This window comes from Streptomyces sp. SCSIO ZS0520, from assembly GCF_025643355.1.
Lineage (GTDB): Bacteria > Actinomycetota > Actinomycetes > Streptomycetales > Streptomycetaceae > Streptomyces > Streptomyces physcomitrii.
The window spans coordinates 6,229,358-6,253,793 of sequence record NZ_CP092644.1 but is presented as its reverse complement, the minus strand read 5'-3'; the positions used below and the strand labels follow the sequence as shown (position 1 = coordinate 6,253,793).

The following is a 24,436-nucleotide window of genomic DNA, read 5'->3' as shown; positions in this document are numbered from 1 at the left end:
GGGCGCGAGGGCCCGGCGTGAAGACGGCCACAGCGCCCGCTCGCGACATCGCGTCGCTCTGACGATTACACTGGCCCGCGTGCCTCAACTACGCCTCGCCCTGAATCAGATCGACACCTCGGTCGGCGACCTCGCCCGCAACGCCGAGGCGATCGTCCGCTGGACCCGGCACTGCGCCGAACAGGGAGCGCACCTCGTCGCCTTCCCCGAGATGGCGCTGACCGGGTACCCCGTGGAGGATCTCGCGCTGCGCTCCTCCTTCGTCGAGGCCTCGCGCACCGCCCTGGTGGAGCTCGCCGCGCGCCTCGCCGAGGAGGGCTTCGGGCAGCTGCCGGTCCTGGTCGGCTACCTCGACCGCTCGGAGGCGGCCCAGCCCCGGTACGGGCAGCCCGCGGGCGCCCCGCAGAACGCGGCGGCGGTCCTGCACGGCGGCCGGGTGGTCCTCACCTTCGCCAAGCACCACCTGCCGAACTACGGCGTCTTCGACGAGTTCCGCTACTTCGTGCCCGGCGACACCATGCCCGTACTGCGGGTGCACGGGGTGGACGTGGCGCTCGCGATCTGCGAGGACCTGTGGCAGGACGGCGGCCGGGTGCCCGCGGCCCGCAGCGCCGGGGCCGGGCTGCTGCTGTCGATCAACGCCTCGCCGTACGAGCGCGACAAGGACGACACCCGCCTGGAGCTGGTGCGCAAGCGCGCCCAGGAGGCCGGCTGCACCACCGCCTACCTCGCCATGATCGGCGGGCAGGACGAGCTGGTCTTCGACGGCGACTCGATCGTGGTCGCCGCGGACGGCGAGGTCGTCGCGCGCGCCCCGCAGTTCTCCGAGGGCTGCGTGGTCCTCGACCTCGATCTGCCCGCCGCGAGCCCCGAGCCCCGGACCGGGGTCGTCGACGACGGGCTGCGCATCGACCGGCTGGTGCTGTCCGAGGACCCGCTGCCCGCCTACGAGGCCGAGCTGACCGGCGGCTACGCGGACCGGCTCGACGACGAGGAGGAGGTCTACTCGGCGCTGGTGGTCGGGCTGCGCGCCTACGCCGCGAAGAACGGCTTCCGCTCGGTGCTCATCGGGCTCTCCGGCGGCATCGACTCGGCGCTGACCGCCGCGCTCGCCTGCGACGCCCTCGGCGCCCAGCACGTCTACGGCGTCGCCATGCCCTCGAAGTACTCCTCCGAGCACTCCAAGGGCGACGCGGCCGAGCTGGCCCGGCGCACCGGCCTCAACTTCCGCACGATCCCGATCGAGCCGATGTTCGACGCCTATATGGAGTCGCTCGGCCTGACCGGGCTCGCCGAGGAGAACCTGCAGTCCCGGCTGCGCGGCACGCTGCTGATGGCGCTGTCCAACCAGGAGGGGCACATCGTGCTCGCCCCGGGCAACAAGTCCGAGCTGGCGGTGGGCTATTCGACGCTCTACGGCGACTCGGTGGGCGCGTACGGCCCCATCAAGGACCTCTACAAGACGGGCGTCTTCCGGCTCGCCGAGTGGCGCAACCGGGCCGCCGCCGAGCGCGGCCAGACCCCGCCGATCCCGGAGAACTCGATCACCAAGCCGCCGAGCGCCGAGCTGCGCCCGGACCAGGTGGACACCGACTCGCTGCCCGACTACCCGGTCCTGGACGCGATCCTGGACCGCTATGTCGACCACGACCAGGGCGCCGACGAGATCGTGGCCGCCGGTTTCGACCCGGAGCTCGTGACGAAGACGCTGCGGATGGTGGACGGCGCGGAGTACAAGCGGCGCCAGTACCCGCCGGGCACCAAGATCTCCGCGAAGGGCTTCGGCAAGGACCGCAGGCTGCCGATCACCAACCGGTGGCGGGAGTCGGGCTGACCGCCCGGCCACTGAGCTGGACGGCCACCGGCTGCTGAGGGGCGCGCCCTTCAGCAGCCGGTGGCCGTTTCGGTTCGGCGGGTCCGGTGGGATCCGGGCTGATCGGCCGCTGAGCGCGGGCGGCCGGCTCAGCGTCCCGCCCGCTCCCGCCGCTTCGGGGCGTACGAGGCGACCAGGCGCCCGCCGAGCACCGGGCCGGCCGCGCCCCGGCGGCGGTCGACCGCGTAGGCCGTGGCCGCCACGCCGAGTCCGGCCACCGCGAGGACCGCGCCCACCACGGCGGGCGAGGTGGTGCCGAGGCCCGCGGCGAGGGCGAGGCCGCCGATCCAGGCGCCGCCCGCGTTGGCCAGGTTGAAGGCGGCCTGGTTGGCGGAGGAGGCGAGGGAGGGCGCCGCGTGGGCCTTCTCCATCACCATCAGCTGGAGCGGGGAGGAGGTGGTGAAGGCGACCGCGCCGAGCAGGGTGACGCCGAGGGCCGCGCTCCACTCGCTGCGCATCAGCAGCGGGAAGGCCGCGAGGACCGCGGCGAGGGCGAGCAGCCCGCCGAAGAGGGTGCGGCGCATGGCCCGGTCGGCGAGCCTGCCGCCGAGCAGATTGCCGATGGTGGCGCCGACCCCGAAGAGCGCGAGCAGCAGCGTGACCGTCGAGTCGGCGAAGCCCGCGGAGTCGGTGAGCATCGGCGTGATGTAGCTGTACGCGGCGAACAGCGCGGCGAAACCGGCGACCGTGGTGCCGAGGGCCAGCCAGACCGGCAGCGAGCCGAGGGCGGCGAGTTCGCTGCGCAGCCCCGAGGACTCGCCGTGGGTGTGGTCGTGCGGGATGAGCAGCATCAGCGCGGCGATGGCGGCGACGCCGATCGCGCTGACCGCGAGGAAGGTGGCGCGCCAGCCGAGGTGCTGGCCCATCAGGGTGGCGAGGGGGACGCCGATCACATTGGCCACCGTCAGGCCGAGGAACATCAGCGAGACGGACTGCGCCTTGCGTTCGGCCGGGACGAGTCCGGTCGCCACCACCGCGCCGACGCCGAAGAAGGCACCGTGCGGCAGCCCGCTGAGGAAGCGGGCGGCGAGCAGCCACTCGCTGCCGGGGGCGAGGGCGGACAGCGCGTTGCCCGCGACGAAGAGCGCCATCAGGCCGATGAGCACCTGCCGCCGGGAGAAGCGGGCGGTGACGGCGGCGAGCAGCGGGGCGCCGATGACGACCCCGAGCGCGTACGCGGAGACGAGGTGCCCGGCGGAGGGGATGGAGATGCCCAGGTCGTCCGCGACCTCGGGCAGCAGCCCCATCATCACGAACTCGGTGGTACCGATGCCGAAGGCGCCCACGGCGAGGGCGAGCAGGGCCAAGGGCATGAAGCTGAACCTTTCGGGGTGGGACGTGCGGGGCGGGCGGGCGGCGGCGCTGCCGGGTGGTGGGGGCAGAGCGTGGACGGGTTCAGGAACCGGGTTCCGGTTCCCCTGTCCGACGGGGTGGTGCGGCGGGAGCACAGCCCAGGCGGCACGGCCATGTCATCGTTGACAAGGAGTGAACAACCGCACGCCGTACGGGTATTCCGCTTTTCCGGGAGGGACGGAGATTTTCCGGGGCGTGACATTTCCGGGAGGACCGGAGAGGCCGGTTGGGACCGGAGGGCCCGGGAGGACCGGAAAGACGATCACCCGGCGGCGCTCCGGCGGCCGTACGTCTTCGTCACGGCCGAGGGTCCCATGCTCCCCCGTCACCCGGGCCGGTGGCAAACGTGGGGGCCGGGCCGGGAGCACGTACGCGATGACGCGCTCCCGGCCCGGCCCCGACTCGGCTCGGCCCTGACTCGGTTCAGCCCCGCCCGGCCCGGCCCGGACTCAGTTCAGCCGCTCCGACTCGGTTCAACCCCGTCCCGGTGGGCTCCCCGCCTCCTGCTCTCCCACCCGCAGCAGCCGGTTCGGGGTGCCCTCCCCCGGGTCGCCGATCCGGTCCGGGGTGGCGCCCTCGGTCAGGGCGGCCGCGACCTGGGCCGGGGTGGCGTCCGGGTGGGCGGCGAGGTGGAGGGCGGCGGCGCCGACGACGTGCGGGGTCGCCATGGACGTACCGGAGAGGGTGGCGCTCGCCCCGTCGTCGGTGTTCCAGTCGGAGACGATCTCCTCGCCGGGGGCGAACAGGTCCACCGAGGGGCCGTAGTTGGAGGAGGGGCGGCGCCGGTCCGCCTTGGTGGAGGAGGCCACGGTGAGGGCCTCGGCGACCCGGGCCGGGGAGTTGGCGCCCGCGTCGGTGTTCTCGTTGCCCGCGGCGACGCCGTAGGTGATCCCGGCGGCGATCGAGGCGCGCACCGCGGCGTCCAGGGCCTCGTCGGCGCTCCCGCCGAGGCTCATATTGGCCACCGAGGGGCCCTGGTGGTGGGCGGTGATCCAGTCGATGCCCGCGATGACCTGCTCGGTGCTGCCCGCGCCGTTGTCGTCGAGGACGCGCACCGCGACCAGCTCCGCCTTCTTCGCGACCCCGTGCAGAGCGCCCGCGAGCGTCCCGGCGACATGGGTGCCGTGGCCGTTGCCGTCGTCCGCGCTCATGTCGCCGTCGACGGCGTCGTAGCCGTAGGAGGCCCGGCCCTCGAAGTCGCGGTGGCCGATGCGGATTCCGGTGTCGAGCACATAGGCGGTGACGCCCTCGCCCGCCGTGTCCGGGTAGCTGTACGCGCCGTCCGGTGCCGTCTCGCTCTGGTCGATGCGGTCCAGGCCCCAGGAGGGCGGGTCCTGCTGGGTGGCGGTGGCGTGCACCCGCTGGTTGTGGACGACCTTGTCGACGGCCGGGTCGGCGGCCAGGCGGCGGGCCTCGGACTCGCTGAGGCCGCCCGCGGAGAAGCCGTTGACCGCGGAGTCGAAGCCGCGCCGGAAGGTGCCGCCGTACCGCTCGGCGAGCGTCCTGCCCCGGTCGGCGGCCCGGATCCGTTCGTCCCCCTTGAGCAGGACCAGGTAGCTGTCCCGGAGGGCGCCCGCGGCCGGTGTCCCGTGGACGTGCCCCTCGGCCGGTGGGGAAGCGCTGGCGGGCAGGGCGAGCAGCGAGCCGGTGACGGCGGCCGCGGCGAGGGCCGCGAGCAGGGTGCGGCGCCCGGCCGGGCGCGGGTGAGCGGACATGCGCGGAGTCCTCCGGGGTGGGGGCGGAGGAGCACGGGCGAACCGGTCGACTCGCCCCGCGAGGCGCCCGGTTGGGGCTCCCGCGGCCGGTTCGGGCTCCAGTGCTACGGAACCCTGGACGAAGGGGCGGATCCGCGCAAGAGGGCCCGGTACGCACGCCGGTACGTACGGGGGCGCACCGGCACCGGGCTGTAAAGACCTCCGTGACCGCTCCAACTGCTCCCGCCGGAGCGGCCGCTGGCGCTACTCCTGCTCGCCGAGCTTGATGCCCGCCGCGACCGGGAGGTGGTCGCTGCCGGTGCCCGGCAGGGTCCAGGAGGTGGTGGGCTCCACGCCCTTGACCATGATCTGGTCGATACGGGCCATCGGGAAGGAGGCGGGCCAGCTGAAGCCGAAGCCCGCGCCCGCCGCGCCCTGGGTGGAGCGCATCTGCGAGGTGACGGCGTGCAGGGCGCGGTCGTTCATGGTGCCGTTGAGGTCGCCGAGCAGGACGACGCGGCGCTCGGGCTCGGCGCTGATCGCCTCGCCGAGCGCGTTGGCGCTCTGGTCGCGCCGGCTCGCGGTGAAGCCGCTGTCCACCTTCACGCGTACCGAGGGCAGATGGGCGGCGTAGACGGCGACCGCGCCCTCGGGGGCGGTGACCACGGTCCGCATCGCCCGGGTCCAGCCGAGCTTGATGTCCACCGACCTGGTGCCGGAGAGCGGGTACTTGCTCCACACGCCCACGGTGCCCTCGACGGCGTGGTACTTGTACGTGCCGCCCAGCGCCTTCGCGTACACCGGCCGGGCCGACTCGGTGAGTTCCTCCAGGGCGATGACGTCCGCGCCGGAGGCGGCGACATCGCGGGCGGTGTCCGCCGGGTCGGGGTTCTCGGCGTTGACGTTGTGGGTGACCAGGGTGAGGTCGGCGCCGCCGCCGGTCTTGTCCGTGAGCAGCCCGCCGAAGAGATCGCACCAGACCGCCACCGGCAGGACCAGCGCGATCAGCGCGGTGGCCGAGCGGCGCAGCAGGCCGAGCAGGAGCAGCAGCAGGACGGGGATGCCCAGCCAGGGCAGGAAGGTCTCGGTCAGACTGCCCAGGTTGCCGATGCTGTTGGGGATCTGCGCGTGCACCAGCATGATCAGGGCGAGCACCACGGCGCAGCCGGCGAGGACGAGGCCGCGGCGCCAGATCCCGGGCCTGCTCCAGTCCCCCACCAGGCGGCGGAAGCGGCCGTGGTCCTGCTCGGAACCCGAGCCGGCGTTGTCCGTTTCCGTCATATATGCCTGCGCCATCTGCTCGCCTCACCGCCTGCCGTGCACACCGTCCCCGCCTGCCCGAAACACTAGGCGATATCCGGTGCTGCTCCTGCCGTCCGACAACGGCCTTACGAGGCGGAGGACGAGCGGGCCTCCCGGCCGAGTTCCTGCCCGGCGGCGGGTGCCCGGGGCTGTGACACAAGCGACCGGAGGCTGTGACACAACCGGCACACCGGACGTCCGGGGAGAGCGCCGGCGGGCGCACGGCTCCCGGCATGCCCGGGCGGCACCCCGTGCCCACCGCCCGCACACGGTGCCGTCCGCTGTGCGGAGGATCGGCCCTGACCCGGGAGCGTGACGCGTACCGCTCCCCGAGGGGTCTGGCCCCGACCGGCATCCGGTGCCACCATGGAACCGGTCCGGGGACGCCGTCAGGGCGCCTCGAGATGACATGAAGGAGCCGTTGCGATGACGCAGCTTTCGGCTGCCCCCAAGCCCGGTGAGAAATCCGGCGCCCCCGCGCTGTACGGAGGCAAGGGCACACGACGTATCACGGTCCGCGACATCGGCCTCGCCAAGGAGCGCGGCGAGAAGTGGCCGATGCTCACCGCCTATGACGCGATGACCGCCTCCGTGCTCGACGAGGCCGGTATCCCGGTCCTGCTCGTCGGCGACTCGGCGGGCAACGTCCACCTCGGGTACGAGACCACGGTCCCCGTCACCCTCGACGAGATCGCCGTACTGTCCGCCGCCGTCGTCCGGGGCAGCAAGCGCGCCCTGGTCGTCGCCGACCTGCCCTTCGGCACCTACCAGGAGGGCCCGGTGCAGGCGCTGCGCTCGGCGACCCGCCTGATCAAGGAGGCCGGGGTCGGCGCGGTGAAGCTGGAGGGCGGCAGGCGTTCGCTGCCGCAGATCGAGCTGCTGGTGGAGTCCGGCATCCCGGTCATGGCCCACCTGGGCCTGACCCCGCAGTCGGTGAACACCATGGGCTACCGGGTCCAGGGCCGCGGCGAGGAGGCGGCCCACCGGCTGCTCCAGGACGCCAAGGCCGCCCAGGACGCGGGCGCCTTCGCGGTGGTCCTCGAACTGGTCCCGGCCGAGCTGGCCGCCGAGGTCACCCGGAGCCTGCACATCCCGACCGTCGGCATCGGCGCGGGCGCGGAGTGCGACGCCCAGGTCCTGGTGACCACGGACATGCTGGGCCTGACCGGCGGCCGGATGCCGCGCTTCGTCAAGCAGTACGCCGATCTGCGCGCCTCCGTCGGCGAGGCGGCGAAGGCCTACGCCGAGGACGTGGTCGGCGGCTCCTTCCCGGCCGCGGAGCACTCGGTGCACTGACACCCGCCGCCTGAGGGCCGCCTTCCGCGCGGACCGGGCCCGGAGGCCGAGGGTCTCACCGCCCGCGGCCCCGCGCCCCACCGCGCGGAAGGCGCGCCCCCGTACGCGCACGGGCACGACCTCGTACGCGTACGCACGCGCCCCTCGGTCCACGCGCGCGCGGGCCGAGGACTTCCGCGCCCGCGTGCGCGCACGCTCCGCACCCCCCGCGCACGCACCCTGCGCGGACCGCGGACCTTCGCGTACGCGCCCCTGAACCACTGCGGCACCACGACAGCCCGCCGTCCTTCCCCCGTCGGCGGGCTGTCGCCGTTCCCGGTTCCGGGTGCGGTAAGCGTCCCCGGGCGGGAAGTGGCGCATGTCACAAAATGAGGCCTCCGGCGTCTCCGGCGGGAAGGCCGGCGACTCTCAACTCTCCGCCGTATCGGGCGATTTCCCACCTATTCCGGCACCCGCCGACTCCCAGCGGACACCTCCCCGACCCCTCGCCGACCAGGCACCGATACTCCGGGCGCCCGCTGTAGGCGGCTTGTCGGAGGATTGTCGGTGGCGGCTGGCACCTTGGTGGCCATGACGCGAATCGACAAGAACTCCCGAGCGACGGCGAGCGGCTCCCCGCACGCCGTCTCCGTGCGGGGGCTGGTCAAGCACTACGGCGAGACCAAAGCACTGGACGGCGTCGACCTCGACGTGCGCGAGGGCACCGTCCTCGGCGTGCTCGGGCCGAACGGCGCCGGCAAGACCACTCTCGTACGCTGCCTCTCCACCCTGATCACCCCGGACTCCGGTTCCGCCGTGGTCGCCGGGTACGACGTGCTGCGCCAGCCCCGGCAGCTGCGCCGGGTCATCGGGCTCACCGGGCAGTACGCCTCGGTGGACGAGAAGCTCTCCGGGCGCGAGAACCTCTACCTCATCGGGCGCCTGCTCGACCTCTCCCGTGCCGAGGCGCGGTCGCGGGCCGAGGGCCTCCTGGAGCGGTTCTCGCTCACCGAGGCGGCCAAGCGCCCCGCGAACACCTACTCCGGCGGCATGCGGCGGCGGCTCGACCTCGCCGCCTCGATGATCGGCAGCCCCGAGGTCCTCTACCTGGACGAGCCGACCACCGGACTCGACCCGCGCACCCGCAACGAGGTGTGGGCCGAGGTCAAGCGGATGGTCACCGACGGTGTGACCGTGCTGCTCACCACCCAGTACATGGAGGAGGCCGAGCAGCTGGCGAGCGAGCTGACGGTCATCGACCGCGGCAAGGTCATCGCGGGCGGCCGCATCGACGAGCTCAAGGCGAAGGTCGGCGGACGCACCCTGCGCATCCGCCCCGCCGACCCGGCCGAGCTGACCGCCACCGCCGCGGCCCTGGACGAGGCCGGTCTGACCGGTCCCGGCAACGCCCTCGTGGACGCCGAGACCTCGACCGTCCTGGTGCCGATCCTCTCCGACGAGCAGCTCACCGCGGTCGTCGGCGCGGTCTCGGCCCGCGGTATCCCGCTGGCCGCGATCACCACCGAACTGCCCAGCCTGGACGAGGTGTTCCTCTCCCTCACCGGCCACAAGGCCAGTGCCCCGCAGGACCCCGCTCCCGCCCTCGAGGAGGCCGCCGCATGAGCGCCCAGTCGACCACCGCCGCTCCCCCCGAGGAGCCGGTGCGCACCGCCGGGCCCGGGCCCGACCCGTCCCCGGTGGCCGATCGCGGCGACGCGCGCATCGGGCTCCGGGCGCATCTGCGGCACACCGGCGCGCTGGTGCGGCGGAATCTGCTGTGGATCCGGCAGGACCCGGAGTCCATGATGGACGCCGTCCTGATGCCGATCATCTTCACCGTCCTGTTCGTCTTCGTCTTCGGCGGAGCCATCTCCGGCAAGGGCAACCAGGACGCCTACGTCAACTACGTGGTCCCCGGGCTGATGGCGATGATGGGCATGAACATCGCCATGGGTGTCGGCACCGGCTTCAACCAGGACTTCCAGACCGGGGTCATGGACCGCTTCCGCTCGCTGCCCATCGCGCGCTCCTCGGTCCTGGTGGCCAAGATCGTGGTCGAGATCGGGCGGATGATGGTCGCCACCGCGATCCTGCTCGCGGTCGGCTTCCTGCTCGGCCTCTCGATCTCGAACGTCCCCGGGATGTTCGCGGCCATCGCGCTCGCCATGGTCTTCGGCTCCGCGATCATGTGGATCTTCCTCACCATGGGTGTGGTGATGAAGAGCGCCCAGGCCATCCAGGGAATGGGGTTCCTCGTGCTGATGCCGCTGCAGTTCGGTTCCTCCATCTTCGCCCCGACGAAGGACATGCCCGACTGGCTGCAGACCTTCACCGACTACAACCCGCTGTCCTCGCTGGCCGACGCCGCGCGCGGACTGTTCAACGACGCGGGCCCGGTCGCGCACGACGTCTGGGTCACGCTCATCTGGTCCGTGGTCATCACCGCGGTGATGGCGCCGGTCGCGATCCACAAGTTCCGTACGAAGACCTGATCCGTACGGAGACCTGATTCCGGCCCCGGTGGACGGGTGCCGCACGCGCCGGCCCGCCGCCGGTTCGCCTCGGACCGGTTCGCGTCAGACCAGGGCGACGGCCTCGTCGAGGGAGAGGCCGTCGCCCTCGGCACGGGCGGCGGCGTACCGCGCCTCGCCGAGTGCCGCCCGCCCCTCGCGCTCGACCCGCTCGGCGATCTCGCGCTCCGGGGCCGTGGGCACATGCCCGCTCGGCAGATGGCGCTCGGCCGCCCCGTAGAGGCGGATGCCCTCGTAGGCCCGGCCGCCCTCCTCGTCGCGGACCAGGGCGAGGGCCGCGGTCGTCAGGTGCACGGAGACCATCTGCGGCATGATCGCCAGCGAGAGGGCGTCGCGGGAGTGCGCCAGCGCGCTCCGCACCAGGGCGAGCCCGCGCTCGTGCCTCCCGTCCAGGACCTCCAGCCAGGCCTGGGTGCCGAGCAGGAAGCCCTCGAAGGCGACGAAGCCCAGCACGCTCACCTCCTCGCGCAGCAGCCGCAGTTGCTCGCGCGCCTCCTCCCTGCGGCCGGTGCGGCCGAGCCCGATCGCCAAGAAGAGCCGGGCGACGGTCAGCGCCTCCCCGACGTGGTGGGCGCCCCGGTCCACCACCTCCCGGAGCATCCGCTCGCCGCGGGCGAAGTCGCCCGACTCCAGGTGGATATTGGCCAGCCGGGTCGTCAGCACCGCGACCTGCGTCTGGGCGCCGAGTTCCTCCGCGTGGGCCAGGGCCTGGCCGAAGTCCTCGGCGGCGCGGGCGTGTTCACCCCGGCGCTCATGGGCCTCGCCGCGCGCGGACAGCGCCTCGGCGGCTCCCCACGGGTCGCCGATCCGGCGGAAGTGGGCCAGCGACTCCTCGGCGTCCCGGCGCGCGTCGCCCGCCCAGTCGGACCGGTTGGCCAGCATATTGGCGCGCAGCAGGAGGGCGGCGGCCAGCTCCCAGTCGTAGCCGAGGCGGCGGCAGGCCGCCACCGTCTCGTCGACGACGGCCCGCATCCGCTCCACATCCCCGGTGAGCAGGATCGCGTAGATCCACATGCTGCCCGGGGCGCGGCAGGTCTGCGGCAGCCCGGGCCGGTAGACGCGGGCGACGGCCCGCAGCCGCTCCTGGGTCTCGGGGACGTTCCACCCCTCGATGTCCTGGCCCACGGAGGCCAGATGGACCAGGTGGACGCCGCGCCGGGCCTCGGCGAGGATCTCGGGGCGCATCGGCGGCGGCGCGTCGGTACAGCGCTCGGTGAGCGGTTCGGCCTCCGGCGAGCCGGGGCCGAAGGGGTCCGGGCCGAGGGCCATGACCTCCCCCGACCAGTTGCGGGCGTCCAGCCGCAGGTCCCGGATCTGCCAGTACCAGCTCAGCGAGAGCACCAGGCAGAGCGCCTCCTGCTCCTCGCGGGCGGCCACCGCGTGCCGCAGCGCAGTGCGCAGGTTCTCGTACTCCAGCTGGAGCCGGGCGACCGCTGCGCGCTGCCCGGGCCCGCGCAGCGCGGGATCGGTGGTACGGGCCAGCTCGCGGTAGTACGTGAGGTGGGCGCGCTCCACGGCGGCCCGCTCGCCCGCCTCGTCGAGCCGCTCGGCGGCGTACTCGCCGACGGTCTCCAGGAGCCGGTAGCGCATCGGGCCCTCGGGTCCCGGCGCCGCGACGACCAGTGACTTGTCCACGAGCGAGCCGAGGTTCTCCAGGGCGGCCGGTCCCGAGACCGCCTCGGCGGCGGCCAGTTCGCAGCCGCCCGCGAAGACCGACAGCCGCCGCAGGACGGTGCGTTCGGCCTCGTCGAGCAGTTCCCAGGACCAGTCGACCACCGCGCGCAGGGTCTGCTGGCGCGGCAGCACGGTCCGGCTGCCGCTGGTCAGCAGCCGGAACCGGTCGTCGAGGCGGTCCGCGATCTGGCGCGGGGTGAGCATCCGCAGCCGGGCGGCGGCGAGTTCGATGGCGAGCGGCAGGCCGTCGAGGCGCCGGCAGATCTCGGCGGCCGCCTCCTCCTCGATCCGCAGTCCGGGCCGGGCGCTCGCCCCGCGCTCGGCGAGCAGCCGCAGCGCCACCGGCTCCGGCAGCGGCTCCACCGGCCGCAGCAACTCCCCCGGTACGCCGAGGGGTTCGCGGCTGGTCGCCAGCACGGTGAGCCGCGGGCAGTGCTCCAGGAGGCCCTGGGCGAGGTCGGCGGCGCCGCCGATGACGTGCTCGCAGTTGTCCAGGAGCAGCACCATCCGGCGCGGGGCGCAGAACTCCACCAGGCGCGAGAAGGCCTCGTCCCCGTGCCGCTCGGCGAGGGCCCGCAGCTCCTGGGCGCCCGCACCGGCGAGCACCGTCTCGCGGGCGCCGAGCGCGGTGAGCACGGCGCCCGGTACGGCCGCCGGGTCCTCCACGGGGGCGAGTTCGGCGAGCCAGATCCCGTCGGGCGCCGAGTCCGCCACCGCCTCCGCCGCCTCCTGGGAGAGCCGGGTCTTGCCCGCGCCCCCGGGCCCGAGCAGCGTGACCAGGCGGGCCCGCCCGAGGTCGGCGCGGATGGCCTCGATATCGGCCTCCCGGCCGACGAAGGAGGTGAGGCGGGCACGGAGGTTGCCGGGGCGGGCGGTGGTGGGGGCGGCGGTCGCAGTCGCCTTCGGGTTCCGGGGCGGGGCGGGGGTCGGTTCGGAGAGCAACTCCGCGTGCAGCGCGCGCAGTTCGGGTCCGGGGTCGGTACCGAGCCGGTCGGCGAGTGCGCGGCGGGTGTGCTCGTAGGCGGCGAGCGCCTCGGCGGGGCGTCCGGCCTCGCGCAGGGCCCGCAGCCGCAGCGCCTGGAGCGGTTCGTCCAGGGGGTGGGCCCGGGCCAGCTCGGAGAGTTCGGGCAGGACGGACTCGGCCCGGCCGAGGGCGAGTTCGGCGGTGAGACGGGCCCGCCTGGCGTCGAGTCTCCGGCTCGCCCAGCGCGCCGACTCGGCGGCGGCATCGGGCAGGTCCGTCAGCGCCTCCCCGCCCTGCCACAGGGCCAGCGCCTCCCCGAGGGCCTCGGCGGCGCGCGCGTAGTCCTCCTCGGCCAGGGCGCGCCGCCCCTCGGCGGTCAGCCGGTCGAAGCGGTGCAGATCCACGTCCTCGGGCCCGGCGCTGAGCCGGTACCCCCCGTCGACGGAACGCACCTGCTCGGCGCCGAGCACCCGCCGCAGCCGTCCGACCAGGGCCTGCAGCGCACCCGCCGCGTCCGCGGGCGGCTCTCCCGCCCAGACCTCGTCGACCAGGACCCGCACCGGCACCGTCCGCCCGGCCCGCAGCGCGAGCACCGCGAGCAGGGCGCGCAGCCGCGGGCCGCCGACCGCGAGGGTGCTGCCGTCGGGGCGCAGGGCCTGGGTGGTGCCGAGGATGCGGTAGCGCACGGGGACATTGTCCCTGGTGGACGGGGAGCGGGGGCGCGCGGGCCGCGGCTTCCCCACAACGGCGCGCCCTGGCAGGATCGGCGGCGCCCCGGCGACCCGGCAGCCCGGGTCAACCGGGATCCCGGCCGCTGCCCGATTGGGTGAAGGCACAGCGGGCAGGAACCCGGGTCCGGAGCTGTCCGTTTGCCTGTTCGAGAGCATCGGCCCGCCCGGCGGGACGACCCGCTCACCACCCTTGTCCGTCCTGCCCGTCCCATCCGCCTTCTTGCCGTGCCCGCCCCAGCACAGGGAGTTGCCCCATGACCCTCGCCGGAATCCGTCGCAGCGACCGGAGGATCAGTCCGGTCTTCCTCGGCATCGTCGCCGTGACGGCCGTCGCCGGGTGGGCGGTGTGGGCGGGCTTCGGCGGCAGCACCGGCTTCGCCGTCTTCGTGTTCGTGACGGGCGCCTGGGTCATCTCCCTCTGCCTGCACGAGTACGCGCACGCGCGCACCGCCCTGCACAGCGGGGACATCTCGATCGGCGCGAAGGGCTATCTGACGCTCAACCCGCTGAAGTACACCCACGCCCTGCTCTCGATCGTGCTGCCGCTGCTCTTCGTGATCATGGGCGGCATCGGCCTCCCCGGCGGGGCCGTCTTCATCGAGCGCGGCCGGATCAGGGGCCGCTGGCGGCACAGCCTGATCTCCGCCGCCGGACCGCTCACCAACCTGCTCTTCGCCCTGGTCTGCACGGCGCCCTTCTGGCTGGACGCCCTCGACGGCGTCCCCGACCCCTTCCGGTACGCCCTGGGCTTCCTCGCCCTGCTCCAGGTCACAGCGGCGCTGCTCAACTCCCTGCCGGTGCCGGGACTCGACGGGTACGGGGTCATCGAGCCCTGGCTCTCCCGCGAGATACGGCGGCAGCTGGAGCCCTTCGCGCAGTTCGGCCTGATCGCCGTCTTCGGCCTGCTCTGGGTGCCGGAGATCAACGACGCCTTCTTCGATCTGGTGGACACGATCCTGCGCGCCCTCGGAGTCGAGGAATGGGACTCGTACTGGGGCCGTGAGCTGTACCGCTTCTGGCAGGGCGAGCCGGACATCCCGCAGCTGGCCGGGTAGCCGCCGGTCCGCGGGCGGGGGCGGCGCGGCGGCTCAGGCGGTCGGCGTCCGCCCGGCGTCCGCGCTCGTCGCCTCCGCCGCCGCGGCCTTCGCGCGGCGGATGTAGTACAGCGCCATGTTCGAGGTGAGCCCGGCGAGCAGCACCCATACGACGCCGAGCCAGCTGCCGCGGGCGAAGGAGACCACCGCCGCGGCGACGGCGAGGGCACAGACGACAAGGGCGTACAGCGCGAGGCGGGGCATGGGGGAAGGGCTCCTGTCGGACACGGGCGGGTGCTGCCTGCACCAGTGTCCCTCATCCCCGGTCCCTCGTCCCCGGGCTCCCCGGGGCGCCGCCGGGCACGTACGGCACGGGCGTACGGCACGGACGTACGGCGCGGGCGCACGAACCCCGGTCTCCCGGTGGCCGTACGCCCGCCCCGCCCAGCTGTACCGCAGCACACCCGCACCGCAGCGCGCCTCAGATGCCGGTGACCCTCAGATGTCGGTGACCCGCAGTCCCGCGTGGGCCTTGTAGCGGCGGTTGACCGAGATCAGGTTGGCCACCAGGGACTCGACCTGGTGGGCGTTGCGCAGGCGGCCCGCGAAGACGCCCCGCATGCCGGGGATGCGGGCGGCGAGCGCCTGGACGAGGTCGGTGTCCGCGCGGTTCTCGCCGAGGACCATCACATCGGTGTCGATCTCCTCGATGGACTCGTCCTGGAGCAGTACCGCCGAGAGGTGGTGGAAGGCCGCGGCGACCCGGGAGTCGGGCAGCAGGGCGGCGGCCTGCTCGGCGGCGCTGCCCTCCTCGGGCTTGAGCGCGAAGGCGCCCTTCTTGTCGAAGCCGAGCGGGTTGACGCAGTCGACGACGAGCTTGCCCGCCAGTTCCGCGCGCAGCGATTCGAGGGTCTTGGCGTGGCCGTCCCAGGGCACCGCGACGATCACCACATCGCTGCGGCGCGCGCACTCCGCGTTCTCCGCGCCCTCGATCCCGAGACCGAGTTCCCGGGCGGCGTGCTCGGCGCGCTCGGCCGCCCGGGAGCCGATGATCACCTTCTGACCGGCCCGGGCGAGCCGGTAGGCGAGACCCCGGCCCTGGTCGCCGGTGCCGCCGAGGACGCCGACCACCAGGCCGGACACATCCGGCAGCTCCCAGGGGTCCTTGGCCGGTGCCTTCTTCGTCTCGGACGTCGGGTGCGCGGGCTCAGCAGGAGTAGTCATGGGGCCGATTTTGTCACTGCCGGCCCCTCGGTGGTCACTGCCGGGCCCCTTGCGCTCATCCGGCCGCGTCGAGCAGCGCGGCGAGCGGGATCCGGCGGAAGGCGAGGGTCTCGTACGCGCTGGAGCGGCCCGTCTCGTAGAGCAGTCCGACGGTGTCGGCGTCGAGGAGGACGAGGTCGGAGTAGGCGGCCGGATCCTCGCCGAGGGTGAGGGCGGTGCGCCAGCTCGCGCCGGAGTCGGTGCTGGTCCGCAGGCTCATCCGGGCCCGCCGCTCGGGGTGCGCGGGACCGGCGTACAGGAGCGGGCCCGGCGCCGGGAGCTGGAGCAGGCTGCCCTGGACGACCGGCCCGGCGAGGGCGGGCTGCGGCCGGTAGGGGGCGGTGAGTCCGGTGCCGTCGGCCGAGTAGGCGTCGGCGCGGCTGCCGGGGGCCGCGGAGTCGTTGCGGGTGTTGAAGTAGACGCGCCCGTCGGGGAGTTCGGCGGCGGTGGTCTCGTTGGCGTTGATCCGGTCGGGGCGCCCGGCGAGCCCGTCCGGGTTGTTGTGGACGTAGCCGATCCGCCAGCTCTCGCCCTCGTCGTCGCTGAGCAGGCAGTGCCCGCCGTTGTACGCGCCCTCGGTGCCGTCGTCGCCGCCCACCGGGGCCAGCGAGTGGTTGGCGGGCACCAGCACCCGGCCGCTGCTCAGCTGGAGGGCGTGGCCCGGGGTGGTCGCGTACCACCGCCAGGCGGGATCCTTGGCCTCGGCGGTGATCTCGCGGGCCGCGGACCAGGTGACCCCGTCGTCGTCGCTGTACTGCACCCACACCCGCCGGGCCCGCTCCGCCGGGACCTCACCGCGCCGGATGCCCGCCTCCGAGGCCCCGGCGGCGTTGCGGACGTGGACGAGCAGCAGGCGCCCGGAGGCGAGGACCACCGGGGCCGGGTTCCCGGCGAGGTCCGCGCCGTTCTCGGCGACCACTTCAAGGGGCGCCCAGCTGCGGCCCCCGTCGTGCGAGCGCTTGAGCACCAGGTCGATGTCCCCGTGGTCGGCGCTGGAGCCGACGCGCCCCTCGCAGAAGGCGAGCACGGTGTCCTCCCCGGTCGCCACCACGGCGGGGATGCGGAAGCTCGCGTACCCCTCGGTCCCGGCGCGGAAGGGCACCGACTGCTCGCTGGTCATGGCTGCTCCGTAACTGGTGCGGCGCCCCACCGGACGGCGTCCCGGCCGGGGCGGCACCGCTCGGCGGCGCGCTCCGGCCCGAGGCACCACCGGACATGGGATGTCCCGCGACCCTAGAAACCCGCCTAGGACAAGGTCAAGGACACCCGGGGGCCGAGACGGGGACGAGGCTGCCCGGTCGCGCCGAGTCGCGCCCCGTGCATCCCCTTTCGGGTGAAGCGGGCCGAACAGCCTTCCGCCGCAAGCCGGTTGGGGGCAGGGTCCCAGCCCATGGACGCCGTACGTGTCGCGCTGCTGCGCGAGGTGCTCGCCGGAACCGAATGGCTCGGGGCCACCCGCCGCTTCGCCGGGACCCTGCGCTCCTCGGTGGTCCCGCACGGCGGCGGACTCCTCCTGGTCGGCACCCGGGAGTACGAGCCCTGGCACCTCGCGGCCCATCTGGTCGACGAGGCCGCCTGGTCCGGCACCCCCGAGCTGAGCCCCACCCTGGTCCGGCACCGGGTGCGCGACGGCGCCCCGGCCCATCTGGCGGTCGGCCTGGGCCGCCTGGAGGCCGCCCGGCGCGGCGAGACCCTCCTCGTGGTCGCCCCGGACGCCCCGGGCGCCCCGCTGCTCGAACGCGTCCAGGACGCCCGCCGCTCCGGCGCCACCGTGCTCGCCCTGGACTCCGGCGACCGCGAACTGCACGCCCTGGCCCATGAGGCGCTCGCGGTGCCGCCGACCCCCGAACTCGACCTGGACACCGTGCAGCACCTGGTCAGCGCGGCCACCGGCGAGAACTCCCTCCCGGCCCCGGTACCCCGCGGCCGACGCCACTTCCGCGACCGCCTCTCCCGCCTCGCCGACCAGCTGACGGCGCCGCCGCCGGAGCGGTGGTGAAGCCGTAGGGGGCGGTGGGAAAACCGTTTGCCCGGCCCGGTGGGCCTCGCCGACCATGGCCCCTCGTGACCTCGGAACCCCCGCCGCCCTCCCGGCCGCGCGCCCTGCTGCCCGACCTCGCGCCCTGGCGGACCTCGGCGGACTTCCGCCGCCTGTGGGTGGCCGGACTCATCACCAACTTCGGCAGCTTCCTCACCTTCGTGGCGCTGCCGGTGCAGCTGAAGGAGCTGACCGGTTCGGCGGCCGCGGTGGGCGCGATCGGCGCCGCGGAGCTGATCCCGCTGATCGTCTTCGGGCTCTACGGCGGCGCGATGGCCGACGCCATGGACAAGCGGAAGCTGATCCTGTGGACCGAGACCGGCCAGGGCGTGCTCTGCGCGGTGCTCCTGGTCAACTCGCTGCTCACCGAGCCGCTGGTGTGGCCGCTGTACCTGGTCGCCGCGGCCTCGGCCGCGCTGGTCGCGGTGCAGCGCCCGGCACTCGACTCGCTCACCCCGCGCATCGTCGCCCACGCGCACCTGCCCGCGGCCGCCGCGCTCAACTCGCTGCGCTGGCAGGTCGGCGGGGTCGCCGGGCCCGCGCTCGCCGGGGTGGTCGTCGCCTACGCCGGTCTCGGCTGGGCCTACGCCGCGGACCTGGCCACCTTCGCGGCCTCGGTCGGCCTCGCGCTCGGGCTCGCCGCCTCCCCGGCCGCGCACGAGGCGGCGCGGCCCTCGCTGCGCTCCATCGCCGAGGGCGCCCGCTACGCCTGGAGCCGCAAGGAGCTCCTCGGCACCTACGCCGTCGACCTGGTGGCCATGCTGTTCGCCTTCCCGCTCGCCGTACTGCCCTTCCTCGCCGACGAGTTGGACGCGCGGTGGTCGCTCGGCCTGATGTACGCGGCGCTGCCCGCGGGCTCCCTCCTGGTGAGCCTGACCAGCGGCTGGACCTCCCGGATCCACCGGCACGGGCTGATGGTGGTGCTCGCCGCCGGGTGCTGGGGGCTGAGCGTGGCGGTGGCGGGGCTGATGGACGACGTCTGGCTGGTGCTGCTCTTCCTCACTCTCGGCGGCTGCTGCGACATGGTCAGCGGCATCTTCCGCTCCGCGATGTGGAACCAGACCATCCCGGACGCCCTGCGCGGCCGCCTCGCGGGGATCGAGCTGCTCTCCTACTCGGCGGGCCCGCAGCTGGGCCAGGTCCGCTCCGGCGGGGTGGCCGCGCTGGCCGGGGTGCGCGCCTCGGTCTGGTCCGGCGGTCTCGCCTGCCTGGGCGCGGTGGCCCTGCTCGCCACCTGCCTGCCCCGGCTGATGCGCTACGACGTACGGACCGATCCGCACGCGGTACGGCTCAGGGAGAGCCGGACGGCGGACGGCCCCGGCGAGAAGGCCGGGGCCGCCGGGAGCGCGGGGACCGCGCCGTCCTGAGACTCAGCCGCTCTCGCCCCCGCGGCCGCCGTCCTGCCAGCGGGGGTCGTTGTCCCACTCGGCGTTGCGCTCGGCGGAGATGTCCATGGCGTGCTGGGCGGCCTCGGGGCTCGGGTAGGGGCCCATGCGGTCCTGCGCCGGGCACTCCGGGCCCTCCTCGACCTTGCCGTGCTGGAGGCAGTAGTACCACTCGCCGGGCTTGCCGGTGGTGCGCTTCTTGAACAGGGCCATCGCGGTCCCCTCACTTCACTCGCGTCCTCGGTCCGGGCGGCGGCTCGCCCCCGGACCGCGGGGCCGGCCGGTCCGCCTGCGGGCGCCCGCCCCCGTACAGCGGCCATGGTGCCCCATCCCCGGTAGTTACACTCGTCGACATGTCTGGCCAGTCACTGCTCGTACCAGGGGAGCTCTCCCCCACCCGCTCCGTCCCGGGCTCCATCGCCCGTCCCGAGTACGTGGGCAAGCCCGCGCCCACGCCCTACACCGGGCCCGAGGTCCAGGACGCCGAGACGATCGAGCGGATGCGGATCGCCGGGGGCATCGCCGCCCGGGCGATGGCCGAGGCCGCGAAGCTGATCGCGCCCGGGGTGACCACCGACGAGCTGGACCGGGTCGCGCACACCTATATGTGCGACCACGGCGCCTACCCGTCCACCCTCGGCTACCGCGGCTTCCCGAAGTCCCTGTGCACCTCGGTCAACGAGGTCATCTGCCACGGCATCCCGGACTCCACGGTGCTGCGCGACGGCGACATCGTGAACCTCGACGTCACCGCCTACATCGGCGGGGTGCACGGCGACAACAACGCCACCTACCTGGTCGGCGAGGTCGACGAGGAGAGCAGGCTGCTGGTCGAGCGCACCGAGGAGTCCCTGACCCGGGCCGTCAAGGCGGTCAAGCCGGGCCGCCAGATCAACGTCATCGGCCGGGTCATCGAGTCGTACGCGAAACGGTTCGGCTACGGAGTGGTGCGCGACTTCACCGGGCACGGCATCAACACCTCCTTCCACTCCGGCCTGATCGTGCCGCACTACGACAGCCCGCACGCCACCACGCTGATCCAGCCCGGCATGACCTTCACCATCGAGCCGATGCTGACGCTCGGTACCCACGAGTACGACATGTGGGACGACGGATGGACCGTGGTCACCAAGGACCGCAGGCGGACAGCCCAGTTCGAGCACACGCTGGTGGTCACCGAGAGCGGCGCGGAGATCCTCACGCTGCCGTGACCCGGCACCCGGCGCCCTGAGCACCACTCCTGGCAGCGGCAGAGACACGGGAGCCGCAGCGCCAAAAGACACGGGAGCCCCCGCCCGGCGGACAGCCGGGCCGGGGGCTCCGCCGCGTGCGGGCCGGCCCCGGGGCGGGGTCTACTGGCCGTCCGCCGCGGCCCTGATCGCCGCGATGTCGAGCTTGACCTGCCCGAGCATGGCCGCCATCGCGCGCTGGGCGCGGCCCGGGTCCGGGTCGGCGATCAGCTTTCCCAGCTCCTGCGGGACGACCTGCCAGGAGACCCCGAAGCGGTCCTTGAGCCAGCCGCACTGGCCGGGCTCGCCGCCGCCCGCCATCAGCGCCTCCCAGTAGTAGTCGACCTCCTCCTGGTCCTTGCAGTCGACGGTGAAGGAGACGGCCTCGTCGAAGGTGAACTCCGGGCCGCCGTTGAGGACCATGTAGGGCTGGCCGTCGAGTTCGAAGTCGACGGTGAGCACGGTGCCGGAGCGCCGCGGGCCCGCCTCTCCGTAGTAGCTGACGTCGACGATCTTCGAGTTCGGGAAGACCGAGACCCAGAAGTCGGCGGCCTCCTTGCCTTGGGTGTCGAACCAGAGGGTGGGGGTGATCCTGGGCATGGTCTGCTCCTGCTCTCGCCGGGTGCCGGTTCTCTGCCGTCCCGCCGCGGTCGGTGGGTGGGCGGGGCTCCTGCTCGTTCGGCAGTCTTTGGCCTCTTGTCCAGTAAGGACCGGGGCGCGCGCGGAAAGTCATCGGTACGGGCGCGGGTCCCCGGGGCAGGCGGGTGCGGAAAGGCCGTGCAGGGGCTTTCGGCGGGGCGTTTTCCGGCCGGGGCAATCGGGGTAGCGTGGTTCCCGACAGACCGTCGGCAAAGCTGTTGACTTAGGCAAGCCTAACCTTAGATGATGGGGCTGTTCCCGTCCCCGGGCCCTGGAGGAACTCCGTGAGCACGTCGTTCTCGACGCTCATCCGCACCGCCTCGCACGAGCAGCACACGCAGGCCGAGACCTCGTCCTTCATGAGCCACCTGCTCGGCGGACAACTCGGCGTGGAGGCCTTCCGGCGCTACACCGAGCAGCTCTGGTTCGTCTACGAGGCCCTGGAGTCCGCGGTCCCCCGCCTCGCCGAGGACCCGGTGGCCGGCCCCTTCCTCCGCCCCGAGCTGCTGCGCAAGGCCGAGCTGGAGCGCGACCTGGAGCACCTGCACGGCCCGCGGTGGCGCACCGCCGTCACCGCCCTGCCCGCGACCGCGCGGTACGCGGACCGGGTCGCCGCCTGCGCGGCCGACTGGCCCGGCGGCTATGTCGCCCACCACTACACCCGCTACCTGGGCGACCTCTCCGGCGGCCAGATCATCCGGGACAAGGCCGAGCGCACCTGGGGCTTCGCGCGCAAGGGCGACGGCGTGCGCTTCTACGTCTTCGAGCAGATCGGCAATCCGGCGGCCTTCAAGCGCGAGTACCGCGAACTGCTCGACGCGCTCCCGGCGGACGATCTGGAGAAGCAGCGCATCGTCGACGAGTGCAAGCGCGCCTTCGAGCTGAACACCGCGGTCTTCCGCGAGCTGGGCGAGGAGTTCCCGCTCAGCGCCTGAGCCGGGAGCCTGTCATCGCTCCAGCCGCACCCGGCCGCCGATCTCGACGAGACCGCCCGGCTGCGGGGCGGTGAGCAGCTGGGAGCCGCGGCCCTGGGTGATGTTGAGGGCGCGGCCGAGCTGCGCGGTCAGGAGCAGGGCCGCCGCCCCGGTGGCCTCGTCCTCCTCGATGCCGTCGCCCCGGCCGGGGAAGGCGCGCGCCCGCACCCGGCCCGCGGGCTCGTCCTCCCAGGCCCAGGCGTAGATCCACTCCCCCGCGGGCGGCACCTCGAGGGCCGCCACCTCGGCCGGTGTCCCGTACTGGCGCAGGGTGCGCGGCGGCACCCAGCCCGGCTCGGCCTCGATCCAGCTGAACTCCCCGTCGAGCCGGGCGCCCACGGCGCCCGCCTCGGTGAGGAGTTCGGGTACGTCGAGCAGCCAGGCGGCGCCGACGCAGGGATGCCCGGCGAAGGGCAGCCGGTCACCGGGGGTGTAGATGTCCAGGGCGCCGCGCTCGGGGTCGTCGACGAACACCGTCTCGCTGTAGCCGAGCCGCCCGGCCAGCTGCTGCCGCGCGGCCATCGAGGGGACCTGGCTGCCTTCGCGCACCACACCGAGCCGGTTGCCGTGACCGCCGTCGGGGGCGCAGAAGACGCGCAGCACATCGACCAGGACGGGGCGGCGGCCCGGGGCGAGCCCAAAGGAGTGGCACTGGGCGAGCAGGGAGGTGCCTTCGGGTGCGGTCATCCGGGCATTGAAGCATCGCGTGGACGGGGCCGGTGCCGGGGGTCCCCCGGTACGGCCCCGTCCACTTTTCTGTCAACGGCCTCTGCCGGTACGGCCGTTGACGCCCCGTACCGCCGCCGTGAGGCCCTCGTCCGCGGGGAGGTGGGCAGGAGCCGCGGGCGGCGGTCGAGGGGTCGGGCACGGCTCAGGCCTGGCCGGTGCCCGGGCGGCGGCGGGCCAGGAAGACCGCGCCCGCACCGGCCGCCGCGAGCACACCGGCCCCGGCGACCAGGGCCCCGGCGGGCACCGAGGAGCCGGTGGTGGCGAGCGCACCGCCCCCGCCGACCGAGCCGCCGCCCACCGAACCGCCAGCGGCCGCCGCGCCGCCGCCGGTGCCTGAGCCGCCGGAACCGCCGCTGCCGCCCGGCAGTCGGGCGTCGTCGGAGACCGCGAGGGCGACCGTCACCGGGTCCAGGACGGTGCCCGCGGGGTAGGGCGAGCCGGTGGTCTCGTTCTCGAACTGCTCGGCGCCCGCGGCGGTGAGCTTGGCGGGGATCTTGTCGAGCAGGACCACGTCGCCCTCGGGGCTCCAGTCGGCCTTGCCGAGGTCGAGGGTGGCGAACTGCACGTCCTTGTTCGTGCCCTGAGGGGTCGTCACATCGGCGACCAGGGTGCCCTTGGTGCCCTCGGCCTCGATGGCGAGGCCCCCGAAGCTCATGTCGATGCCGTGGCCCGGGTACAGGAATCGCACGCTGCCCTCGAAGGAGGCGCTCACCTTCTTGGCGTCGGAGTCGAGTTCGGCCTTGGCGTAGGGGAAGTCCCAGCCGTTGCCGTTGTCCTCGGCGCCGCCCGCCGCCTTGATCTCGCCGCCGGTGAGGATGTACGTGCGGAAGGACTGCTTCAGACCCCAGGAGAGGGTGGCGTCGAAGACCTCGCCGGCCGGGGCCGGGGCGCTGGTGGAGGGCGTGGCGGTCGGGGTGCCGGAGGGCTCGGCGGTGGGGGTGCCGCTCGGGGTGGCGGTGGGCTCCCCGGTGGGCCCGGTGGTCGGTTCGCCGGTGGGCGCGGCGGCGGGGGTCACCGTCAGCGTCGCCGGGTCGAGGGCGGTGCCCTCCTGGTAGAAGCCCTGGAAGGCGGCGGCGCCCTCCTTGGTGAGCTTGGCCGGGATGTCCTGGAAGACCATCGCGCCGCCCTCGCCCTGCCCCGGCTGGACCTCGCTCAGGTCGATTCCGGCGAGCGGGACGTCCTGGTCGGTGGCGGGCTTCTCGCCCTCCTTGCCGGTGGTGACATCGGCGGTGATCGATCCCGCGGTGCCGGTGGTGGCGAGCTTCAGGTCGGAGAGGGTGATGTCCAGGGTGCCGTTGTGGCCCCAGAAGTGGACGCCGCCCCGGAAGGCGGTGTCCACGGCGTGGGTGCCGGTGTCGTAGCTGCCGGTGCCGCCGGTGAAGGTGAACGGGCCGTTGTCCGGGGCCTGTTCGGCGCCGTCGGCCACCTCGATGCGGCCCTGGGCTATCGGCGAGAGCAGGTACTTGCGGAAGGACTCCTTGAAGCCCCAGTCCAGCGTCCCGTCCTTGAGCTCGATCGCCTTCGCGGCCGGGGCACCCTCGCCGGGCGCGGCCACCGCGGGCAGGGCGACGGAGCCGGCGGCACCGAGGGTGAGCGCGGCGGCGACCGAGGCGGCGAAGGCGGTACGGCGGCGGATGACTGCCATGATCGTGGTTCTCCTTGGGGTCGGGGTACGTACGGGGGACGGCGCGCGGGCCGCGCCGCCGGGACTACCGGGCGGGGGACGGAGGGCGCCGGGCGCGCGGGGC

General features: G+C 74.0%; 20 protein-coding genes. 9 read left to right on the top strand and 11 right to left on the bottom strand.

Features of this window, described 5'->3' with window-relative positions; genetic code table 11:
* Window positions 1-79 precede the first annotated feature (79 nt).
* Window positions 80-1,834, top strand: coding sequence for an NAD+ synthase (locus tag MID12_RS25185; protein WP_040254172.1), 1,755 nt, complete (start codon window positions 80-82; stop codon window positions 1,832-1,834).
* A gap of 128 nt (window positions 1,835-1,962) precedes the next feature.
* On the opposite strand, the gene MID12_RS25180 is transcribed toward MID12_RS25185, so the two are convergent.
* From MID12_RS25180 to MID12_RS25170, 3 genes are all read right to left on the bottom strand, one after another.
* On the bottom strand, window positions 1,963-3,186 hold the full coding sequence (locus MID12_RS25180) for an MFS transporter (RefSeq protein WP_263170915.1): 1,224 nt from the start codon (window positions 3,184-3,186) through the stop codon (window positions 1,963-1,965).
* Window positions 3,187-3,699: 513 nt separating this feature from the next.
* Window positions 3,700-4,941, bottom strand: coding sequence for a S8 family peptidase (locus MID12_RS25175; RefSeq protein WP_263170914.1), 1,242 nt, complete (start codon window positions 4,939-4,941; stop codon window positions 3,700-3,702).
* A gap of 243 nt (window positions 4,942-5,184) precedes the next feature.
* Window positions 5,185-6,216, bottom strand: a complete 1,032-nt coding sequence (locus tag MID12_RS25170; protein WP_263170913.1) for an endonuclease/exonuclease/phosphatase family protein — start codon at window positions 6,214-6,216, stop codon at window positions 5,185-5,187.
* Between the two features lie 432 nt (window positions 6,217-6,648).
* Between MID12_RS25170 and panB the strand changes: the two genes are divergently transcribed.
* The 3 genes from panB to MID12_RS25155 all read left to right on the top strand — a co-directional run bounded on the left by panB (window position 6,649) and on the right by MID12_RS25155 (window position 9,989).
* The gene (gene panB / locus MID12_RS25165; protein WP_263170912.1) at window positions 6,649-7,518 is read left to right on the top strand and encodes a 3-methyl-2-oxobutanoate hydroxymethyltransferase; all 870 of its coding nucleotides are present in this window, start codon (window positions 6,649-6,651) and stop codon (window positions 7,516-7,518) included.
* A 570-nt stretch (window positions 7,519-8,088) separates the two neighbouring features.
* A complete protein-coding gene (locus MID12_RS25160; RefSeq protein ID WP_263170910.1) occupies window positions 8,089-9,120 on the top strand; it encodes an ATP-binding cassette domain-containing protein in 1,032 nt (343 codons plus the stop codon).
* A complete protein-coding gene (locus MID12_RS25155; protein ID WP_078845232.1) occupies window positions 9,117-9,989 on the top strand; it encodes an ABC transporter permease in 873 nt (290 codons plus the stop codon). The genes MID12_RS25160 and MID12_RS25155 overlap by 4 nt, the downstream gene beginning before the upstream one ends.
* 84 nt (window positions 9,990-10,073) lie before the next feature.
* Here the strand turns inward: MID12_RS25155 and MID12_RS25150 are convergent, their stop codons facing one another.
* Window positions 10,074-13,352: an ATP-binding protein gene (locus MID12_RS25150; RefSeq protein WP_263170909.1), complete on the bottom strand. Its 3,279-nt coding sequence runs from the start codon at window positions 13,350-13,352 to the stop codon at window positions 10,074-10,076.
* 299 nt (window positions 13,353-13,651) lie between these two features.
* Here MID12_RS25150 and MID12_RS25145 point away from each other — a divergent pair, with 299 nt between their 5' ends.
* On the top strand, window positions 13,652-14,452 hold the full coding sequence (locus MID12_RS25145; RefSeq protein ID WP_040254159.1) for a site-2 protease family protein: 801 nt from the start codon (window positions 13,652-13,654) through the stop codon (window positions 14,450-14,452).
* A gap of 33 nt (window positions 14,453-14,485) precedes the next feature.
* Here the strand turns inward: MID12_RS25145 and MID12_RS25140 are convergent, their stop codons facing one another.
* The 3 genes from MID12_RS25140 to MID12_RS25130 form a co-directional block, all read right to left on the bottom strand.
* Complete coding sequence (locus MID12_RS25140; RefSeq protein ID WP_263170907.1) at window positions 14,486-14,695, bottom strand: hypothetical protein; 210 nt, start codon at window positions 14,693-14,695, stop codon at window positions 14,486-14,488.
* Between the two features lie 234 nt (window positions 14,696-14,929).
* Window positions 14,930-15,655, bottom strand: coding sequence for an NADPH-dependent F420 reductase (gene npdG / locus MID12_RS25135; protein ID WP_263170904.1), 726 nt, complete (start codon window positions 15,653-15,655; stop codon window positions 14,930-14,932).
* 55 nt (window positions 15,656-15,710) lie between these two features.
* A complete protein-coding gene (locus MID12_RS25130) occupies window positions 15,711-16,814 on the bottom strand; it encodes a sialidase family protein (protein ID WP_263170902.1) in 1,104 nt (367 codons plus the stop codon).
* Window positions 16,815-17,084: 270 nt separating this feature from the next.
* On the opposite strand from MID12_RS25130, the gene MID12_RS25125 reads away from it, so the two are divergent.
* Together MID12_RS25125 and MID12_RS25120 are read left to right on the top strand one after the other, a co-directional pair.
* Entirely contained in the window at window positions 17,085-17,693 is a 609-nt protein-coding gene (locus MID12_RS25125) for a hypothetical protein (RefSeq protein ID WP_040254151.1), read from the top strand.
* Window positions 17,694-17,758: 65 nt separating this feature from the next.
* A complete protein-coding gene (locus MID12_RS25120; protein ID WP_263170900.1) occupies window positions 17,759-19,099 on the top strand; it encodes an MFS transporter in 1,341 nt (446 codons plus the stop codon).
* 3 nt (window positions 19,100-19,102) lie between these two features.
* Here MID12_RS25120 and MID12_RS25115 read toward each other — a convergent pair whose 3' ends face one another.
* The gene (locus MID12_RS25115; protein ID WP_168540497.1) at window positions 19,103-19,330 is read right to left on the bottom strand and encodes a hypothetical protein; all 228 of its coding nucleotides are present in this window, start codon (window positions 19,328-19,330) and stop codon (window positions 19,103-19,105) included.
* 140 nt (window positions 19,331-19,470) lie between these two features.
* Between MID12_RS25115 and map the strand changes: the two genes are divergently transcribed.
* Window positions 19,471-20,328 carry a type I methionyl aminopeptidase gene (map, locus tag MID12_RS25110; RefSeq protein WP_040254146.1) on the top strand — a complete coding sequence of 286 codons (858 nt, stop codon included), beginning with the start codon at window positions 19,471-19,473 and terminating at the stop codon, window positions 20,326-20,328.
* Between the two features lie 141 nt (window positions 20,329-20,469).
* Here the strand turns inward: map and MID12_RS25105 are convergent, their stop codons facing one another.
* Window positions 20,470-20,946 (bottom strand): VOC family protein, encoded by a 477-nt coding sequence (locus MID12_RS25105; protein ID WP_040254144.1) that lies wholly within the window; start codon window positions 20,944-20,946, stop codon window positions 20,470-20,472.
* A 323-nt stretch (window positions 20,947-21,269) separates the two neighbouring features.
* On the opposite strand from MID12_RS25105, the gene MID12_RS25100 reads away from it, so the two are divergent.
* Window positions 21,270-21,920, top strand: a complete 651-nt coding sequence (locus MID12_RS25100; RefSeq protein ID WP_040254142.1) for a heme oxygenase (biliverdin-producing) — start codon at window positions 21,270-21,272, stop codon at window positions 21,918-21,920.
* Between the two features lie 12 nt (window positions 21,921-21,932).
* On the opposite strand, the gene MID12_RS25095 is transcribed toward MID12_RS25100, so the two are convergent.
* Entirely contained in the window at window positions 21,933-22,646 is a 714-nt protein-coding gene (locus MID12_RS25095; RefSeq protein WP_263170897.1) for a PhzF family phenazine biosynthesis protein, read from the bottom strand.
* 184 nt (window positions 22,647-22,830) lie between these two features.
* Entirely contained in the window at window positions 22,831-24,333 is a 1,503-nt protein-coding gene (locus MID12_RS25090; RefSeq protein ID WP_263170896.1) for an HtaA domain-containing protein, read from the bottom strand.
* Window positions 24,334-24,436 lie beyond the last annotated feature (103 nt).

What these genes read in the sequence shown, in the direction of transcription:
- map (WP_040254146.1), top strand. Translation starts at nt 19,471, where the DNA reads ATGTCTGGCCAGTCACTGCTCGTACCAGGGGAGCTCTCCCCCACCCGC.
- MID12_RS25160 (WP_263170910.1), top strand. Translation starts at nt 8,089, where the DNA reads ATGACGCGAATCGACAAGAACTCCCGAGCGACGGCGAGCGGCTCCCCG.
- MID12_RS25115 (WP_168540497.1), bottom strand. Translation starts at nt 19,330, where the DNA reads ATGGCCCTGTTCAAGAAGCGCACCACCGGCAAGCCCGGCGAGTGGTAC.
- MID12_RS25170 (WP_263170913.1), bottom strand. Translation starts at nt 6,216, where the DNA reads ATGGCGCAGGCATATATGACGGAAACGGACAACGCCGGCTCGGGTTCC.
- MID12_RS25105 (WP_040254144.1), bottom strand. Translation starts at nt 20,946, where the DNA reads ATGCCCAGGATCACCCCCACCCTCTGGTTCGACACCCAAGGCAAGGAG.
- MID12_RS25090 (WP_263170896.1), bottom strand. Translation starts at nt 24,333, where the DNA reads ATGGCAGTCATCCGCCGCCGTACCGCCTTCGCCGCCTCGGTCGCCGCC.
- panB (WP_263170912.1), top strand. Translation starts at nt 6,649, where the DNA reads ATGACGCAGCTTTCGGCTGCCCCCAAGCCCGGTGAGAAATCCGGCGCC.
- MID12_RS25145 (WP_040254159.1), top strand. Translation starts at nt 13,652, where the DNA reads ATGACCCTCGCCGGAATCCGTCGCAGCGACCGGAGGATCAGTCCGGTC.
- MID12_RS25095 (WP_263170897.1), bottom strand. Translation starts at nt 22,646, where the DNA reads ATGACCGCACCCGAAGGCACCTCCCTGCTCGCCCAGTGCCACTCCTTT.
- MID12_RS25130 (WP_263170902.1), bottom strand. Translation starts at nt 16,814, where the DNA reads ATGACCAGCGAGCAGTCGGTGCCCTTCCGCGCCGGGACCGAGGGGTAC.
- npdG (WP_263170904.1), bottom strand. Translation starts at nt 15,655, where the DNA reads ATGACTACTCCTGCTGAGCCCGCGCACCCGACGTCCGAGACGAAGAAG.
- MID12_RS25140 (WP_263170907.1), bottom strand. Translation starts at nt 14,695, where the DNA reads ATGCCCCGCCTCGCGCTGTACGCCCTTGTCGTCTGTGCCCTCGCCGTC.
- MID12_RS25175 (WP_263170914.1), bottom strand. Translation starts at nt 4,941, where the DNA reads ATGTCCGCTCACCCGCGCCCGGCCGGGCGCCGCACCCTGCTCGCGGCC.
- MID12_RS25180 (WP_263170915.1), bottom strand. Translation starts at nt 3,186, where the DNA reads ATGCCCTTGGCCCTGCTCGCCCTCGCCGTGGGCGCCTTCGGCATCGGT.
- MID12_RS25155 (WP_078845232.1), top strand. Translation starts at nt 9,117, where the DNA reads ATGAGCGCCCAGTCGACCACCGCCGCTCCCCCCGAGGAGCCGGTGCGC.
- MID12_RS25125 (WP_040254151.1), top strand. Translation starts at nt 17,085, where the DNA reads ATGGACGCCGTACGTGTCGCGCTGCTGCGCGAGGTGCTCGCCGGAACC.